Origin of the sequence: Saccharopolyspora sp. NPDC000359, from assembly GCF_040300525.1 — a bacterium.
In the GTDB taxonomy this organism is placed as follows: Bacteria; Actinomycetota; Actinomycetes; order Mycobacteriales; family Pseudonocardiaceae; genus Saccharopolyspora.
In genome coordinates this window covers 1-16,422 of the sequence record NZ_JBEPDU010000055.1, presented here as the reverse complement: position 1 = coordinate 16,422, position 16,422 = coordinate 1, and the positions used below count along the sequence as shown (strand labels likewise).

The following is a 16,422-nucleotide window of genomic DNA, read 5'->3' as shown; positions in this document are numbered from 1 at the left end:
TCATTTCAGTTGTGGCGCCGGTCGTGTCCGGTCGCTCCGGTCGAAGGGAGATCCATGACTGTCGCTTTCGCGGTGGGGAGCGCCGAGTCCACGCGCCGGGAACTACCCACGTCCATGGTGGAGCGGATGACCCTGATCCTGGACTCCTTCCCCGGTCGATCGGCCCGGCTGACCCTGGAAGATGTCGCCCGCTGCACGAACTTGCCGAGGTCGACGGCGCACCGGATACTCGACCAGCTGGTGCGGCTGGAGTGGTTGGAACGCGGTTCCCTCGGCTACTCGCTCGGGCGGCGGGCACTCGGGCTCGGCGCGCAGGCCGACGCGCACGGCGAGCTCCGCGGCGTCGCCGCCCCGGTGCTCCACGACCTCCAGCTCAAGACTGGAATGGTCGTTCACCTCGCGGTGCTGGAGGGGGCGCAGGTCAGCTACCTCGACAAGGTGGGCGGCCGGTTCGCCGCCGTGGTGCCCTCCCGGGTCGGCGGTCGAGCTCCCGCGCACTCCACCGCGCTGGGCAAGTCGATGCTGGCCTGGCTCGAACCGGAGGCGGTGGACGAGCTGCTCGACGGCCGCATCGGGCGGCAGACCAACCGGACGATCGGTGACCTCGGCACCCTGCACCAGGAGCTGAACCGCATCCGTCGGCGCCACGGCCTGACCTTCGAGCGCGGCGAGTGCGTCCCGTCGATCGCCTGCACCGCAGCCGCCGTCCGCGGCCCGGAAGGCGTGGTGGGCAGCATCTCCCTGGTCGGTGACGTCCGGGCCGCGCTGGAGAAGGTCGCCCCGCTGGTGGTGGACGCCGCCCGGCAGGTGTCGGCGGCGCTCTGCTCGGCCACCCGGCGGCCCCGGCGGCAGGCGGAGGTCACCGCACCCCGGGAGACCTGGTCGAGCGAGACCCTCGACCGGATGATGGGCGCGAGCTCGGGCGACTGGCTCTGACCGGGCGCGACCCGCTGGCGGCGCGTCACCCCCAGGGCTCGCCCCAACCCCAGAGGTCCGACATGACCAGTCCTTCTTCCGGGGCGACGCCGAACCCGCCCCGGAAGAACAGCATCGGCGGTTCCTGGCACGGCGTCTCGAGTTCGAGGACCGCGCCGATCACCACGTCGTGGTCCCCGGCGACGTGCACATCCCGGACCTCGGCGTGCACCCGCACCAGCACCCCGTCCAGGACCGGGCTGCCCCACCGGGAGAGCTGCCAGGGCAACCCGTCGAACCTGGACCCCCGGCTGGAGCCGAACCGGTCGCACAGGTCGGTCTGGCGCTCGGCGAGCACGTGCACGCAGAACCGGCCGGAGCGGCGGATCCGTGGCCACGACCGGCCGCGGTGGTCGGCGCAGAACAGCACGAGTGGCGGGTCCAGGGAGACCGAGGCGAAGGACTGGCAGGCGAAGCCCACCGGCTCCCCGTCGTCGTACCCGGTCACCACCGTGACGCCGCTGGCGAAGGACCCCAGCGCGCGCCGCATCTCCAGCGGGGTGGGGGTCGTGCTGGCCGGTGCTCGTCGGATGCTCACGGACTCGACGGTAAGCGGGTCCTCGCAGCGCCCCCGCCGGACCGTCCCGTTGAGCGGGAGGTGCCGGTGGGCCCCGGACGGGCAGCCGCACCGCTCCCGGTGACCGGGAGTCCGCAACCGGTCCCGCCCGCCCGCGCCTAACGTGCGGCAGCGATGTCCCCGAATGTCCCCGGAGAGCTTGGGCGCGAGATGACGGAACTGACCTACGAATCCACGCTGCGCGAGCTGCGGACGGACCGCGGCGTGCTGCGCTACCACGAAGCCGGGGACGGGCCGCCCCTGCTGATGCTGCACGGATCCGGCCCCGGCGTCACCGGGTGGCGCAACTTCCGCGGCAACCTTCCGGTGTTCGCCCAGCACTTCCGCTGCCTGGTGCTGGAGTTCCCCGGCTTCGGCGTCAGCGACCCCACCGGGGCGCACCCGATGGTCGCCGCCCCGGACGCGGTGGTGCGCTTCCTGGACGGACTCGGGCTCGAGCAGGTCGACGTGATCGGCAACTCGATGGGTGGCATCGTCGCGACCAGGTTCGCGATCAGCCACCCCGAGCGGGTGCGCCGCATGGTCACCATCGGCGGGATGGGCCGGGCGATCTTCAGCCCGTCGCCCGGGGAGGGCATCAACCTGCTGGTGGAGTTCACCGAGGACCCCACCCGGGAACGGCTCGTGGCCTGGTTGAACTCGATGGTCCACGACCGGTCGCTGGTGACCGAGGAGCTGGTCGAGGAGCGCTGGGCGCAGGCCACCGAGCCCAGCACGCTGGCCAGCGCCCGGAAGATGTACGGCGGGGAGGCGCTGCGAGCCGCTGCTGCCGCCGCCGCGAAGTCCGACGAGCCGCCGTACTGGGCGGTGCTGCACAAGGTGCGGGCCAAGACGCTGATCACCTGGGGCCGCGACGACCGGGTCAGCCCGGTCGACATGGCGCTGCTGCCGATGCGCACGATCCCCGACGCCGAGGTGCACATCTTCCCCGACTGCGGGCACTGGGCGATGATCGAGCAGAAGGAGGCCTGGGAGAGCGCGGTGCTGGCCTTCCTCACCCGGGAGGACCAGTCGTGACCACCTGGGACCACGAGTTCGACTTCGTCATCGTCGGCTCCGGCGGCGGGGGGATGACCGCCGCGCTGACCGCCACCGACGCGGGCCTGTCGGCCGTGGTCGTCGAGAAGGGCGCGATGTACGGCGGCAGCACCGGGATGTCCGGCGGGGGCATCTGGATCCCCAACAACCCCACGCTGCGCGCCCGGGGCCACGACGACAGCCGCGAGTCGATCCGCCGCTACCTCGACCTGCTCACCGAGGGCAAGGTCCCGGCGGCACGGCTGGACGCCTACGTCGACCACGGCCCGGCGGCGATGGAACTGCTGTGCCGCAGCAAGTGGCTGAAGTTCTCCTGGACCAAGGGCTACGCCGACTACCACCCGGAGTACGAGGGCGGTCGGCCGATGGGGCGCTCCATCGAGCCGCTGCCGTTCGACACCCGCGCGCTCGGCCCCGACGAGCAGTTCCAGCGCCCCAACAGCATGAAGGGGCCGCTGGGCCTGTGGGTCACCAGCAAGGACTACCACGACCTGGCCATGGTCAAGCGGACCTGGCGGGGCCGCTGGGCGTCGGTGGTCGCCGCCTGGCGGGTGTCCTCCAACGTGGTGCGGCGGCGGCACATGTCCACCGGGGGCCGGGCGCTGGTCGCGCGGTTGCGGATGGCGCTGAAGGACGCCGGGGTCCCGCTGTGGTTGCAGACCCCGATGACCGACCTCGTCGTCGAGGACGGCCGCGTGGTCGGTGTGACGGCGCAGCGGGGTGGTTCGCGGCTGCGGATCCGCGCCCGCCGCGGCGTGCTGCTGGCGACCGGCGGGTTCGAGCACAACAGCGAGATGCGGGCCGCGCACCTGCCCGAGGGCGGCCAGGACAACCACAGCCTCGGTGCGGTGGAGAACGTCGGTGACGGCATCGCGGTCGGCCGGGAGCTCGGCGCGGCGGTGGACTTCATGGACGACGCCTGGTGGATGCCGTCGGTCGAACACCCCTCGGGGGCCACCATCCCGCTGGTCTCCGAACGCGCCATCCCGGGGCAGGTCATCGTCTCCACCGACGGCGAGCGCTTCACCAACGAAGCCGCCCCGTACACGAACTTCGTGCACGACCAGCTGGCCGGGAAGCACCACCCGAGCTGGTTCATCATGGACGCGCGGGCGCGGGCGCGGTACCCGTTCGCGCAGGTCCTGCCGGGCATGCCGTTCCCGCGGAGCTTCTACGAAGCCGGGATCGCGCACAAGGCGGACACCATCGCCGAGCTCGCCGAGCGGGTCGGGATCCCCGCCGACGCGCTGCAGCGGACCGTCGACCGGTTCAACGGCTTCGCCCGCTCGGGCAAGGACGAGGACTTCGGCCGCGGTGAGAGCGCCCACGACCGGTACTACGGCGACCCCACGCTGAAGAACCCCAACCTGGACCGGATCGACGTGCCGCCGTTCCACGCGGTGCGGATCGAGATCGGTGACCTCGGCACGAAGGGTGGCCTGGTCACCGACGAGCACGCCCGGGTCCTGCGCGCCGACGACTCGACCATCGAGGGGCTCTACGCCACCGGCAACACGACGGCCTCGATCATGGCCAACGAGTACGCCGGACCCGGCGCCACCATCGGACCGTCCATCGTCTTCGGCTACATCGCGGCGAAGCACGCTGCCAACGCCCTGTGATCCGACCGGAGGAAGCATGTCCACCACGTGGGAGCTCCGCGTCGTCGAGGTGATCCGGGAGACCGCTGCGGCGCACACCCTGGTCCTGGAACCCGCCGAGGAGGGCGAGCCCGTCCGCTACCGGCCGGGCCAGTTCCTGACCATCCGCCTCCCCGGCGGCGTGGCCCGCTGCTACTCGCTGTGCAGTTCCCCGGCCTGCGACGACAAGCTCAAGGTCACCGTCAAGCGCACCGAGGGCGGCTACGGCTCGAACTGGATCTGCGACAACGTCGCCGCGGGCGACGTGCTCGACGCGCTTCGCCCGTCGGGCACCTTCACCCCGGCGTCGCTGGACACCGACCTGCTGCTGGTCGCAGCGGGCAGCGGGATCACCCCGGTGTTGTCGATCCTGAAGTCCGCGCTGCACACCGGGCGGGGGCGGGTCGCGCTGCTGTACGCCAACCGCGACGAGCAGTCGGTGATCTTCCGGGACGAGCTGCAGGCCTTGGCGCGCGGTGAGCACGGTGATCGGCTCACCACCGTGCACTGGCTGGAATCGGTGCAGGGGACGCCCAGCGCTGCGGGCCTGCGCTCGCTGCTGCGCCCCTTCGCCGACCGCGAGGCGTTCGTCTGCGGCCCCGGGGTGTTCATGGACCTGGTCCTGGAGTCGTTGAGCGCGCTCGGCGCGGCACCGAAGCGCGTGCACGTCGAACGCTTCACGTCGCTGACCGGTGATCCCTTCGCCGCTGGTGCGGACCCCGCGTCGGCGGTGTCGGACGACGGTCCGGCCAGTGAGGTGGAGGTGACCCTGGACGGCCAGACGCGCGCGGTGCGCTGGCCGAAGGGCAGCAAGCTGCTCGACGCCTTGCTGGCCGCCGGTGTGGACGCGCCGTACTCCTGCCGGGAGGGCGCCTGCAGCGCGTGCGCCTGCGTGCTGCTGGAAGGGGAAGTGGACCTGGAGCGCAACGAGGTGCTCGACGGCGCTGACCTGGCTGACGGGATCATCCTCGGTTGCCAGGCGGTGCCGCTCACCGACCGGCTGAAGGTCACTTACGACTCCTGACCAGGGGGAGCGGGAACCCGCGGTACCGGCGTGCGGAACGCCAGTGCCGCGGGTTTTGCCGCTGTTTGGGGGCCTTTCGCCCGAAGTCCCGGTGAGCGGGAGGAACGGAGCCGTCGTGCGGACGCGGCTGGCACCGTTCAGGCATGCTCGATGCGACAACCAGGCAGGCCGCCGCCGACGCGCTCTGGGCCGCGCAGCGCGACCGCGCGCCGATCGATCCGCTCGTGCAGCGGTTCCCCGGCATCGACGTGGTCGACGCCTACGCGATCCAACTGCTCAACGTCGGCCGCCAGCTGTCCGCGGGAGCGGTGGTGCGCGGTCACAAGGTCGGGCTGTCCTCCCCCGTGATGCAGCAGATGATGGGCGTCGACGAACCCGACTACGGCCACCTCCTGGACACGATGGTCCTGGCGCAGGACCGGCCGGTCGAGACCGCGCGCTACTGCTACCCGCGCATCGAGGTCGAGATCGGTTTCGTGCTGGGGGATTCGCTGCCGGGGGAGGGGTGCACCGAGGCGGACGTGCTGGCCGCCACGGACCACGTCGTCCCGAGCCTGGAGCTGATCGACAGCCGGATCCGGGACTGGCGGATCGGGTTGGCCGACACCATCGCCGACAACGCCTCCTCCGGGGGCGTCGTTTTGGGCGAGGCGCGGGCCAAGCCGGACGAGCTGGACCTCGCCGACATCGACGCCGTGCTGTTCTCCGGCGGAACGGAGATCGCCCGCGGCAACACCGCCGCGGTGCTCGGCAACCCCACCACCGCGGTGGCGTGGCTGGCGCGCAAGGTGGCCGCCTTCGGCGTCCGGCTCGAAGCAGGGCACCTGGTGCTGCCCGGCTCCTGCACCCGAGCCGTCGACGTCGCACCGGGCGGGGAGTACCGCGCCGAGTTCACCGGCCTCGGATCGGTCACGGCCCGCTTCACGTGATCGCATCGGGGCGACCTGAAAGGACGAATGGGACAGTGACCAAGGCGACCGCAGCCGTCGTGGGCTCCGGCAACATCGGCACCGACCTGATGTACAAGCTGCTGCGCTCGGACGTCATCGAGCCGCGCTGGATGATCGGGGTCGACCCGGCCAGCCCCGGCCTCGAACGAGCCCGGGGACAGGGACTGGTCAGCTCCGCCGAGGGCGTCGACTGGCTGTTGGGGCAGGACGAGCAGCCGGACCTGGTGTTCGAGGCGACCTCGGCCCACGTGCACCGCGACAACGCACCGAAGTACGCCGAGCGCGGCATCCCGGCGGTCGACCTGACCCCGGCCGCGCTGGGACCGGCGGTGGTGCCCGCGGTGAACCTCGGCGAGCACCTCGACGCGCCCAACGTCAACCTGATCACCTGCGGCGGGCAGGCCACCATCCCGATCGTGCACGCCGTCTCGCGCGTGGTCGAGGTCGCCTACGCCGAGATCGTGGCCAGCGTGGCCTCCCCGTCGGCCGGACCCGGCACCCGGGCCAACATCGACGAGTTCACCCTGACCACCTCCCGGGGCATCGAGGAGATCGGCGGCGCCGGGCGCGGCAAGGCGATCATCATCCTGAACCCGGCGGAACCGCCGGTGCTGATGCGCGACACCGTGTTCTGCTCGATCCCCGACGACGCCGACCGGGACGCGGTCGCCGCGTCCGTCCACGAGGTGGTCGCGGAGGTGGCGACCTACGTGCCGGGGTACCGGCTGCGCGCCGACCCGCAGTTCGACGACCCGTCCACTGTGGGCGGTGGGATGGCGCGGGTGGCGGTGTTCCTGGAAGTCGAGGGCGCCGGGGACTTCCTCCCGCCGTACTCCGGGAACCTCGACATCATGACCGCCGCGGCGACCCGCGTCGGCGAAGGCCTCGCCCGGCAGGCCCTCGCGCGGAGAGGGAAGTGAGGAACCCGTGCCCTACAGCAACGACCTGGACATCAGGATCACCGACTCGTCGCTGCGCGACGGGTCGCACGCCAAGCAGCACCAGTTCACCCCCGAGCACGTGCGCGACATCGTCGCCGCCCTCGACGGTGCCGGGGTTCCGGTCATCGAGGTCACCCACGGCGACGGTCTCGGCGGCTCGTCGTTCAACTACGGCTTCAGCCGCACCCCCGAGCAGGAGCTGATCGCCACCGCGGTCGCCACCGCGCGGCAGGCCGAGATCGCCTTTCTGATGCTGCCCGGGGTGGGCGTGAAGGACGACATCCGCGCGGCTGCCGACAACGGTGCCGCCATCTGCCGGATCGCCACGCACTGCACGGAGGCGGACGTCTCCGTCCAGCACTTCGGCCTGGCCCGCGACCGAGGGCTGGAGACGGTCGGCTTCCTGATGATGGCCCACAGCCAGCCACCGGAGGTGCTGGCCAAGCAGGCCCGAATCATGGCCGACGCGGGCTGCCAGTGCGTCTACGTCGTGGACTCCGCCGGGGCCCTCGTGCTCGAGGACACCAGCGACCGGGTCGCCGCGCTGGTCACCGAGCTCGGTGACGACGCGCAGGTCGGCTTCCACGGCCACGAGAACCTCGGTCTCGGGGTGGCGAACTCGGTGCTCGCGGTGCGCGCCGGGGCCACCCAGGTGGACGGTTCCACCCGGCGCTTCGGGGCGGGGGCCGGGAACACGCCCGTCGAGGCGTTCGTCGCGGTCGCCGAGAAGCTCGGCATCCGGACCGGCGTGGACACCCTGAAGATCATCGACGCCGCCGAGGACGTGGTCCGGCCGGTGATGGACGGCGAGTGCCTGCTCGACCGGCTCTCGCTGACCATGGGGTACGCGGGGGTCTACTCCAGCTTCCTCAAGCACGCGGACCGGGCCGCGGCGAAGTACGGGGTCTCGGGCGCCGAGATCCTCGTCGAGGCGGGCAAGCGCAAGCTGATCGGCGGCCAGGAGGACCAGCTGATCGAACTAGCCGTGGCCCTCGCCGGTCGCGGCGACGACACCGAAGCGAGGACCAGCTGATGCCCAACCCCGTTCTGCAGGCCGTCGAATCGCGCGCGGAGGAGATCGCCGCCACCGCGGAGTCCAGCGAACGGCTCGGCAGGCTCGACGACCGCGCGGCCGCGGTGCTCCGCGAAACCGGTGTGATCAAGATGCTGCAACCGGCCGCGCACGGCGGTGCGGAGGCGCATCCCGCCGAGTTCGCCGAGGCGGTGATGGGGGTCGCCAGCTGCGACGGCTCCACCGGGTGGGTGGCCGGGATCGTCGGTGTCCACCCGTGGGAGATGGCGATGGCCGACCCGCGGGTGCAGGAGGAGGTCTGGGGCGGGAGCACCGACACCTGGATCGCCTCGCCCTACGCCCCGATGGGGGTGCTCACGCCGACCGACGGCGGCTACCTGTTCACCGGGCGCTGGCAGTTCTCCTCGGGGACCGACCACTGCGACTGGATCTTCCTCGGCGGGTTCATGGGTGACGCGGAGGGCAACGTGGCCCAACCGCCGGAGTCCTACCACGTGATCCTGCCCAGGTCGGACTACCAGATCGTCGAGGACACCTGGGACGTGGTGGGCCTGCGCGGCACCGGCAGCAAGGATGTCGTGGTGGACGGTGCGTTCGTCCCGTCCTACCGGGTCATCCCGTTCAGCACCCTGCTCGACGGATCGGCCCCGAAGGAAGCAGGGCTGGGCAACCCGACCTACCACGTCCCGTTCACCACGGCCTTCCCGCTGGGCATCACCTCCGCGGTGATCGGCATCTGCGAGGGGGCGCTGGCCCAGCACCTGGCCTACCAGCGCAAGCGCGTGCAGATCACCGGCACCAAGATCAAGGACGACCCGTACGTGCTCTACGCGATCAGCGAGGCGGCGGCCGAGATCCACGCCTCCCGGGTCGCGCTGCTGGACAACGTGTCCCGGATCTACGACGCGGTGGCGGCGGGACGAGAGATCAGCTTCGGCGAGCGCGCGGTCAGCAGGCGAACCCAGGTCGCCGCGGCCTGGCGCGCGGTTCGGGCCATGGACGAGATCGTGGCCCGCTCCGGCGGGAACGGCCTGCGGATGGACAACCCGATCCAGCGCTTCTGGCGCGACGGCCACATGGGCATGGTGCACGCCATCCACGTCCCGGGGGCCGTCTTCCACGTGTCCGCGTTGACCGAGCTCGACATCGAGCCGCCCGCTGGCCCGCTGCGCTCGATGATCTGAGTCCCGGGCCCGCACCGCGGCCACCACACCCGCAAGCACGAAGATTGGAAGGACGACGATGCCCCAGATCCGTGGTCTCGGCTACCTCACCGTGCAGACCCAGGACCTCCCGCGCTGGCGCGAGCTCACCGTCGACGCGCTGGGGTTCCAGGAAGCCACCGGACCGAACCCCGACGGACTCCACCTGCGCATGGACGAGCGGGCGGCCCGCCTCGTCGTGCTCCCCGGGGACGCCGACAAGGTGCTCGCCGTGGGGTGGGAGGTGCGCGACCAGTTCGCGCTGGCGGAAGTCAGCCGCGCGGTGGAAGCGGCTGGAACGGCGGTCCGGACGCTGTCGCAGGCCGAGTGCGATGAGCGCCGCGTCGAAGCGGCGATCACCTTCGAGGACCCGAGCGGCACTCCTCTCGAGGTGTTCTTCGGGCCGGTGCTGGACCACAGCCCGCTGCTCACCAAGCACGCCCACGAGTTCGTCACCGGCGAGCAGGGGATGGGCCACGTGGTGCTGCCCACCACCTGTCCCGATGAGACGGTCGAGTTCTACACCGAGGTGCTCGGCTTCCTGCCGCGCGGTGCGATCCGCCTGGGCGGGCCGGCCACCGACGCCCCGCCGCGCCGGGTGCGGTTCATGGGCGTGAACCAGCGCCACCACAGCCTCGCGGTCTGCCCGGCCCCGCACGGGGAGCCGCCGGGCCTGGTGCACCTGATGGTCGAGGCGGACGGGATCGACGCCGTGGGGCGGGCCCTGGACGAGGTCAACCGCCGGGGCTTCTCGCTGTCCTCGACGCTGGGGCGGCACACCAACGACAAGATGATCTCCTTCTACGTGCGCGCGCCCGGTGGGTGGGACATCGAGTACGGGTGCGACGGCATGCTCGTCGACGAGACGAGCTACACGGCCGAGGAGATCACCGCGGACAGCTACTGGGGCCACGACTGGTCCGGCTCCGAGCCGCTGGCCGCGTTCAGCCCGCAGCAGTGATGCGGATGCGCGAGTGACCGGTGCTGCGCGCAGCACCGGTCACTCGCGTGCACCGCTGGTGCAAGCAAGCCCCGAGCCACCGTTGGCGGCTCGGGGCTCTCGTCTGGTCAGGACTAGTTCTCCGGCGGCAGCAGGCGCTTCGACGCTTCGTGCGCGCTGAGCGCGAGACCGGCGCGATCGGGTCCGCTGCGCTTGATCGCCGCTTCGGCGTTGCCGCCCGCCACCCACACCGGGCCGTGGGGCAGCCGTTCGAGGCCTTCCCGGGCCACGTCGTCGGGTTCGGCGACGTTGAGGCCGGGCACGTCGAAGTTCAGCCCGGCGCGTTGCATGGCGGGTGTCCGGGTCACGCCCAGCACCAGCTCCAGCACGTCGACCCCGTGCTCCCGCAGCTCCAGCCACAGGCCCTCCGCGAACACCCGGGAGAACGCCTTGGCCGCGGAGTAGGCGCTGATCTGCGCCTGCCCCAGGTAACCCGCCATCGAGCCGACCAGGATGATGCCGCCCCGGCCGCGCTGCGCCAGCAGCGCACCGAAGTGGTGGGTGAGCGCCAGCTGCGCGGTGATGTTCAGGTTGATCACGCCGCGCACCCGGTCGAGGTCACTGGTGACGAACTCGTGGCCGTAGGAGTTGGCGCCCGCGTTGAAGACCAGCAGCCCGACGTCGAGGTCGTCGGTGGTCTCCCGGATGGTCGACAACGCGTCCGGCGCGAGCAGGTCCAGCTCCAGGACGCGCACCTGGACGCCCTTGGCCCGCACCTGCTCGGCGGTCGCCGCCAGCGGCCCGGGTTTCCGCGCGATCAGGACCAGGTTGACACCCGCGTCGGCGAGCAGGTGGGCGAACGAGGCTCCCACGCCTTCGGACCCGCCGGCGATCACCGCCCACGGGCCGTACTTCGGGATATCCACCACGTCACTCCTCCTGGATCGGGATCTCACCGCGGGCCGCCGCTGCGCGCACCGAGTCGCGCAACGCCGTGCAACCGGTGAAGAACTGGCCGTTCGGGCCGGGGCCCGGTTGTGCGGCGCGCCGCTCCGCGCAGGACCGCACCGCCTCGTCGTGCCACTGGATGCTCGTCTGGTCCCAGCTGCTCTTGCGGACTTCGACGCTGCTGCCGCAGCTGCGGCACCGCACCGGTCGCATGGGCGCGTCGAGCAGCCGGCCGTCGGTGCGCACCACCATCAGACCGCCCCGTCCCGGTTGGCGGCGGCCAGGTTCGCCTCGACCTCGCGCCGCCACGCCTCGTTGGGACGCGTGGTGTCGACCTCGAACTCGAAGCGCTCCACCATCTCCGGCGTCACGTCGGCCACGTCGACGTAGAACTGCTCGTACCACCGGCGCAGCTGGTAGACCGGGCCGTCCTCCTCGCACAGCAGCGGGTTGTCGATGCGGGTCTTGTTCTTCCAGATCCGCACGTCCTGCTCGAACCCGATCTTGATGAACTCGCCCATCGTGCGGGCCATCTCCTCGGGATCGGCCAGGTGCTCGGCGCGCTTGACGATGATGCCGTACTGCAGCACGAAGGAGTTCGCCGTGACCGGGTAGTGGCAGTTGATCAGCACCGATTCGACGTCGCCGTCGCTGTAGTGGTAGGTCAGGTCGTCGATCATGAACGACGGACCGTGGTAGGCGGCCACCGAGGTGTTGCCGAGCATCCTGGGCGCGCCGCTGCCGGTCTCTCGCGGGCGCGCGTCCTCCCGGCCGACGCCGCGCTGGACCTGGGTGGCGGTGTGGCCCTCGAAGATGTTCTTGAAGTAGGTCGGAAACGAGTAGTGGACGTAGAAGAAGTGCGCCATGTCCACCACGTTGTCCACGATCTCGCGGCAGTGCGCGTTGTCGATCTCCACCGAGTACCACTGCCAGTCGGTCCACCCGTCGTCGGTGGCACCCGGGATGCGCGGGATGGTCACCTCGGGCGGCGGCGGGTTGCCCTCGGGGTCGTTCCAGACGAAGAACATGCCGTCCTGCTCCATCGTCGGCCACGCCGCCGTGCGCGCCCGCAGCGGAACCCGGCGCGCGTAGGGAATGTTCTTGCACCGGCCATCACCGCCCCAGCGCCAGTCGTGGAACGGGCAGGCGATCTCGTCGCCCTTGACCTGGCCCTGCGACAGGTCGCCGCCCATGTGGCGGCAGTAGGCGTCGAGCACGTTCAGCTCGCCCCGGGAATCCGCCCAGATGACGAGCTTCTGCCCGAACGCGCGCACCGTGTGCGGCTTGCCGTCCTTGAAACCCTCGGCGAGGCCGAGGCAGTGCCAGCCCCGGGCGAAGCGGGTGGGTGCCTCGTCCACCTCGATCCGCCGGACCTCCTCCACAGCCGTCATGCTCGTCATCCCTTCCCACAGCAGCACGTCTGGCGGTGAAGGTAGGTCGCCGCGGACGGGCGGCCCCTGGACGATCCCACTCACCGGTACCTCCCGGCGGTCGGCGGCGACCACCGGTCGCACGATGGCGGGCATGACCAACGAGGTGCTCGAGCGGGTCCGCGACCTCCTCCCGGCCATCGCGGAACGCACCGAGCAGGCGGAGCGGGACCGGCGGCTGCCCGAGCAGACGGTGGCCGACCTGGTCTCGGCCGGTGCGCTCCGGATGCTGCAGCCAAGGCGGTACGGCGGCCTGGAGGGCAACCCGGTGCACTTCTACGAGGTGGTCCGGGAGGTCTCCGCGGTGTGCGGGTCCAGCGGCTGGGTGCTCTCGGTGCTCGGGGTGCACCCCTGGCACGTCAGCCTGTTCCCCGGCCCGGCGCAGGAGGAGGTGTGGGCGGGCGGCCCGGACATGGTGATCTGCTCCTCCTACGCGCCGATCGGGCGGCTCCGCGCGGTGGCAGGCGGGTACCTGCTCAGCGGCCGGTGGAGCTTCGCCTCCGGGTGCGACCACGCGAGCTGGGCGCTGCTCGGCGCGCTGGTCGTCGGCGAGGCGGGCCGACCGGTGGACTTCCTCAGCGTCCTGGTGCCGCGGGGCGAGTTCCAGGTGCTCGACGTGTGGGACTCGGTGGGCCTGCGCGGTACCGGCAGCAACGACATCGTCGTGGACGGGGCGTTCGTGCCCGAGCACCGCATCGTCCGCAACTACGACGTCGCGCAGCTGCGGGCTCCTGGCCGGGCGGTCAGCCACGGCCCGTTGTACGCGCTGCCCTTCGGGGCCGTGTTCACCACCGCTGTCGCCGCGCCCGTCGTGGGGATCGTGGCGGGCAGCTACCGGGCCTACGTGGCGGCCATGCGGGACCGGGTGCGGTTGAGCCTCGGTGGCGGCCGGTTCGCCGAGGACCAGGGCGCCCAGGTCGCGGTGGCCCGGGCGGCCTCCGAGGTGGATGCGGCGGTGCTGCAGCTGGACCGCAACATCGCCGACCTCCACGACCACGCCGTGTGCGGCGCGGAGATCCCGATGGAGCTGCGGTTGCGCTGCCGCCGGGACCAGGTGCGCGCCACCGAGCGCGCCGTGGAGGCGGTCGACCTGCTGTTCAACTCCGCTGGCGGGAACACGCTGCGGCGGGGGAACCCCGTCGAACGGGCGTGGCGCGATGCGCACGCGGGCAGCATGCACGTGGCCAACGACGCCCAGCGCGCCCTCGCGCTGTACGGCAGGGCGGCGTTCGATCTGCCGGTCGAGGACACGTTGATCTGAGCGGCTTGCCGACGCGATGGCGCCGGTCAGGACATCATGGCCAGCACCGCGAGGTAGCCGAAGACCATGGCCGTGCCGATGGGGATGCCGGGCCCGGGGTAGACGTCGCGCGCCAGCGATGCCGCCGTGTTGCCGGTGGCGTGGAGCCCGGGCAGCGGTGCGCCGTCGACGCCCAGCACCCGGCCCGCCGGGTCGGTGCGCAGCCCGCCTTTCGTGCCGAGGTCGGAGAGGACCAGCCGAGCGGCGTGGAACGGCGGGCGGTCGAGCGGCACCAGAGCCGGGTTCGGGTGCTCGTGCGGTCTGGTGAAGAACCGGTCGTAGGCGTCCTCCCCGCGGTGGAAGTCCGTGTCGGTGCCGGTCTCGGCGAACTCGTTGAACCGCTTCGCGGTGGCCACCAGGGCATCGGCGGGCACGTCGATCAACGCGGCGAGCTCCGGCAGGGTGTCGGCCCGCACCCACGTCCCGGCGGCGAGGTTCTCCGCCGGTTCCGCGCTGGGCAGCGAGATCGCCGGGAGCCGACCGCCCTCCCGGGAGTCGAAGACGAAGTAGGACGGAACCCGGTTGCCGGCCTTGGCCATCTCTCGGCCCATCCGGTCGTAGGGCAACGACTCGTTGGCGTAGCGCTGACCCGCTCCGTCGACCACGAAGCCGCCGCGCAGGCCCAGCACGAACGCGCTGCGGTCATCGGGCAGCACGAGGCCGGGGCAGAACCACGCCTGGTCCATCAGGTCCACGGCGGCACCCGCCTCCACGGCGGCCAGCATCACCTCGCCGGTGTTCGTGCCCTCCGGTGCCATGGACGCCTCGGCGGCCCCGGGAACACCGTGCTCGCGCCGGAGCTCGGGGGACCGTTCGAAGCCACCTGCGGCCAGCAGCACCCCGCGGCGCGCGGCGATGCGCACCCGACCCGCCCCGGTCCGGGCCTCGACGCCGACCACCCGGCCGCCCTCGACGACCAACCGGTCCACCGCGGTGCCGGTGCGCACCGCACCACCCGCCGCGCGGTAGGCCAGCAGCAGCCGCCCGATCAGCGCACGCCCCCCGTCGAGCGGTGCATCCGGGTGGTCCGCGCCCCGCCGGTCGAGGTGGACGGCGGGGCGCACCAGCGCGGCGAGGTCGCCGAGCTGCTCGCGCGGCAGGTCCTTCGGCACGAAGGAGCGCCCCCGCTCCATCCGCCCAGGTGCGGCGAAGTAGTCGGGGAAGGGCCGCCACTCGAACTCGATCGCCGGATCGGCCTCCAGCAGGGACACCAGCGCGGGCGCGTGCTCCAGGAACGCGTCCTGCCGCTCAGCGGTCGCCTCGCCCACCAGGGTGCGCAGGTAGGTGCGCGCGGCCGCGCGGGAGTCCCCGAGCCCGGCCCGGTCCTGCACCGCGGTGTCCGGCAGCCAGCTGGCGGCCCCGGAGTAGGCGCTCGTGCCGCCGAGGCGGTCGGTCTTCTCCAGCACGGCTGTGCGCAGGCCGTTCTTGGCGGCCACCAGCGCTCCAGCCATGGCACCCGCGCCGGAGCCGACCACCACCACGTCGTGCTCCTCGTCCCATCCCGCCGCCATGTGACTCCTCGCGATCGCTCGGGGGCATCCGCGTGCCCGGTGCCGATCTCCGAACCCAGCGGTTCCGGGGCGGGCGCTGCCTCCAGGGCTGCCCGTTGCCGCGGCAGAACCGGTTCGGCGGACAGCTGCCAGCCAAGCGCACCGCGGCAGCTCGCGGGAACTGGTCGTCCCGGTGAGCGGTATCTTGGCGGGACGGTGAGGAGGCGAGCTCGCACAATCAGCTGTCGATCCGGACCAACCGAGGGGGGAGACGTGCCCAGAATCGCCGAGGCCCGGCCGTCCGCGGAGCCCAGCTCGCAGGAGCAGAAGGCGCGCCAGCGCCGGATCCTGCGCGCTGCTGCGGAGCTGGCTGCGGAGCGGGGCCTCGACCGCGTCCAGATGCACGACGTGGCCAAGGTGGCCGGTGTCGCGATCGCCACGCTGTACCGGTACTTCCCCTCCAAGACGCACCTGTTCACCGCTGTCATGGCCGACCAGGTGGAGCGGCTGGACGAACTGGCGCGCCCGCCGCGGGCCGGTCAGGACCCGGTGGACGCGGTGTGCGAGCTGCTGCTGCGGTCCTCCCGGACGCTGCTGAGCCGACCACTGCTGGCCAGCGCGATGATGCAGTCCAACGTCCAGGCCAACGCGGCGACGGTGACCGAAGCCATCCGCATCGACGCCATGATGCAGGGCGCGGTGATGCGGATGCTGGGGCTGGCGGACCCGACCGCGCGGGACGTCCGGCTGGTGAGCCTGCTCATCGAGTGCTGGTACGGCATGCTGAGCTCCGCGCTCAACGGACGGCTGTCCATGGCCGACGTCGAGGAGGAGATCCGGCTGGCGAGCCGACTGCTCCTCGCGGCCCGCTCGAACGCCTCGCCCCGCACCGCGCTGGACGGCTGACCGCGCCGGGCGGCCGGGGTGGGTGAGC

General features: G+C 71.9%; 16 protein-coding genes. 11 read left to right on the top strand and 5 right to left on the bottom strand.

Annotation, left to right across the window (positions count from 1 at the left end; all coding sequences use genetic code 11):
• The first annotated feature begins 54 nt into the window (after positions 1–54).
• Entirely contained in the window at positions 55–936 is an 882-nt protein-coding gene (locus tag ABT324_RS27865) for an IclR family transcriptional regulator (protein ID WP_351183461.1), read from the top strand.
• A gap of 25 nt (positions 937–961) precedes the next feature.
• Here ABT324_RS27865 and ABT324_RS27860 read toward each other — a convergent pair whose 3' ends face one another.
• A complete protein-coding gene (locus tag ABT324_RS27860; RefSeq protein ID WP_351183459.1) occupies positions 962–1,513 on the bottom strand; it encodes a flavin reductase family protein in 552 nt (183 codons plus the stop codon).
• 189 nt (positions 1,514–1,702) lie between these two features.
• Between ABT324_RS27860 and ABT324_RS27855 the strand changes: the two genes are divergently transcribed.
• The 8 genes from ABT324_RS27855 to ABT324_RS27820 all read left to right on the top strand — a co-directional run bounded on the left by ABT324_RS27855 (position 1,703) and on the right by ABT324_RS27820 (position 10,341).
• A complete protein-coding gene (locus ABT324_RS27855) occupies positions 1,703–2,569 on the top strand; it encodes an alpha/beta fold hydrolase (protein WP_351183457.1) in 867 nt (288 codons plus the stop codon).
• Positions 2,566–4,212, top strand: a complete 1,647-nt coding sequence (locus ABT324_RS27850) for an FAD-binding protein (RefSeq protein WP_351183455.1) — start codon at positions 2,566–2,568, stop codon at positions 4,210–4,212. The genes ABT324_RS27855 and ABT324_RS27850 overlap by 4 nt, the downstream gene beginning before the upstream one ends.
• Positions 4,213–4,228: 16 nt before the next feature.
• Positions 4,229–5,254, top strand: a complete 1,026-nt coding sequence (locus ABT324_RS27845) for a 2Fe-2S iron-sulfur cluster-binding protein (protein ID WP_351183453.1) — start codon at positions 4,229–4,231, stop codon at positions 5,252–5,254.
• 143 nt (positions 5,255–5,397) lie between these two features.
• A complete protein-coding gene (locus ABT324_RS27840) occupies positions 5,398–6,183 on the top strand; it encodes a 2-keto-4-pentenoate hydratase (protein WP_351183451.1) in 786 nt (261 codons plus the stop codon).
• Positions 6,184–6,218: 35 nt separating this feature from the next.
• Positions 6,219–7,124, top strand: coding sequence for an acetaldehyde dehydrogenase (acetylating) (locus tag ABT324_RS27835; protein ID WP_351183449.1), 906 nt, complete (start codon positions 6,219–6,221; stop codon positions 7,122–7,124).
• Between the two features lie 7 nt (positions 7,125–7,131).
• A complete protein-coding gene (dmpG, locus tag ABT324_RS27830) occupies positions 7,132–8,178 on the top strand; it encodes a 4-hydroxy-2-oxovalerate aldolase (RefSeq protein ID WP_351183447.1) in 1,047 nt (348 codons plus the stop codon).
• Positions 8,178–9,362, top strand: coding sequence for an acyl-CoA dehydrogenase family protein (locus ABT324_RS27825; RefSeq protein ID WP_351183445.1), 1,185 nt, complete (start codon positions 8,178–8,180; stop codon positions 9,360–9,362). Before dmpG ends, ABT324_RS27825 begins: the two co-directional genes overlap by 1 nt.
• 58 nt (positions 9,363–9,420) lie before the next feature.
• Positions 9,421–10,341, top strand: coding sequence for a VOC family protein (locus ABT324_RS27820; protein WP_351183443.1), 921 nt, complete (start codon positions 9,421–9,423; stop codon positions 10,339–10,341).
• A 113-nt stretch (positions 10,342–10,454) separates the two neighbouring features.
• Here ABT324_RS27820 and ABT324_RS27815 read toward each other — a convergent pair whose 3' ends face one another.
• Genes ABT324_RS27815 through ABT324_RS27805 form a run of 3 tightly spaced genes read right to left on the bottom strand, consistent with a single transcriptional unit; the run spans position 10,455 to position 12,668 of the window.
• Positions 10,455–11,246: an SDR family NAD(P)-dependent oxidoreductase gene (locus tag ABT324_RS27815; RefSeq protein ID WP_351183441.1), complete on the bottom strand. Its 792-nt coding sequence runs from the start codon at positions 11,244–11,246 to the stop codon at positions 10,455–10,457.
• A gap of 4 nt (positions 11,247–11,250) precedes the next feature.
• On the bottom strand, positions 11,251–11,520 hold the full coding sequence (locus ABT324_RS27810) for a ferredoxin (protein ID WP_351183439.1): 270 nt from the start codon (positions 11,518–11,520) through the stop codon (positions 11,251–11,253).
• On the bottom strand, positions 11,520–12,668 hold the full coding sequence (locus tag ABT324_RS27805) for a 3-ketosteroid-9-alpha-monooxygenase, oxygenase component (RefSeq protein ID WP_502949811.1): 1,149 nt from the start codon (positions 12,666–12,668) through the stop codon (positions 11,520–11,522). The genes ABT324_RS27810 and ABT324_RS27805 overlap by 1 nt, the downstream gene beginning before the upstream one ends.
• Positions 12,669–12,792: 124 nt before the next feature.
• Here ABT324_RS27805 and hsaA point away from each other — a divergent pair, with 124 nt between their 5' ends.
• Entirely contained in the window at positions 12,793–13,959 is a 1,167-nt protein-coding gene (gene hsaA / locus ABT324_RS27800) for a 3-hydroxy-9,10-secoandrosta-1,3,5(10)-triene-9,17-dione monooxygenase oxygenase subunit (protein ID WP_351183437.1), read from the top strand.
• Between the two features lie 26 nt (positions 13,960–13,985).
• On the opposite strand, the gene ABT324_RS27795 is transcribed toward hsaA, so the two are convergent.
• Entirely contained in the window at positions 13,986–15,509 is a 1,524-nt protein-coding gene (locus tag ABT324_RS27795) for an FAD-dependent oxidoreductase (RefSeq protein WP_351183435.1), read from the bottom strand.
• Positions 15,510–15,761: 252 nt separating this feature from the next.
• On the opposite strand from ABT324_RS27795, the gene ABT324_RS27790 reads away from it, so the two are divergent.
• On the top strand, positions 15,762–16,394 hold the full coding sequence (locus tag ABT324_RS27790; RefSeq protein WP_351183433.1) for a TetR/AcrR family transcriptional regulator: 633 nt from the start codon (positions 15,762–15,764) through the stop codon (positions 16,392–16,394).
• The last annotated feature ends 28 nt before the right edge of the window (positions 16,395–16,422 follow it).

Bases quoted from the DNA above. Each gene is read 5' to 3' on its own strand.
- ABT324_RS27865 (WP_351183461.1), top strand. From the start codon at position 55: ATGACTGTCGCTTTCGCGGTGGGGAGCGCCGAGTCCACGCGCCGGGAA.
- ABT324_RS27855 (WP_351183457.1), top strand. From the start codon at position 1,703: ATGACGGAACTGACCTACGAATCCACGCTGCGCGAGCTGCGGACGGAC.
- ABT324_RS27845 (WP_351183453.1), top strand. From the start codon at position 4,229: ATGTCCACCACGTGGGAGCTCCGCGTCGTCGAGGTGATCCGGGAGACC.
- ABT324_RS27840 (WP_351183451.1), top strand. From the start codon at position 5,398: ATGCTCGATGCGACAACCAGGCAGGCCGCCGCCGACGCGCTCTGGGCC.
- ABT324_RS27825 (WP_351183445.1), top strand. From the start codon at position 8,178: ATGCCCAACCCCGTTCTGCAGGCCGTCGAATCGCGCGCGGAGGAGATC.
- ABT324_RS27820 (WP_351183443.1), top strand. From the start codon at position 9,421: ATGCCCCAGATCCGTGGTCTCGGCTACCTCACCGTGCAGACCCAGGAC.
- ABT324_RS27810 (WP_351183439.1), bottom strand. From the start codon at position 11,520: ATGGTGGTGCGCACCGACGGCCGGCTGCTCGACGCGCCCATGCGACCG.
- ABT324_RS27805 (WP_502949811.1), bottom strand. From the start codon at position 12,668: ATGACGAGCATGACGGCTGTGGAGGAGGTCCGGCGGATCGAGGTGGAC.
- hsaA (WP_351183437.1), top strand. From the start codon at position 12,793: ATGACCAACGAGGTGCTCGAGCGGGTCCGCGACCTCCTCCCGGCCATC.
- ABT324_RS27795 (WP_351183435.1), bottom strand. From the start codon at position 15,509: ATGGCGGCGGGATGGGACGAGGAGCACGACGTGGTGGTGGTCGGCTCC.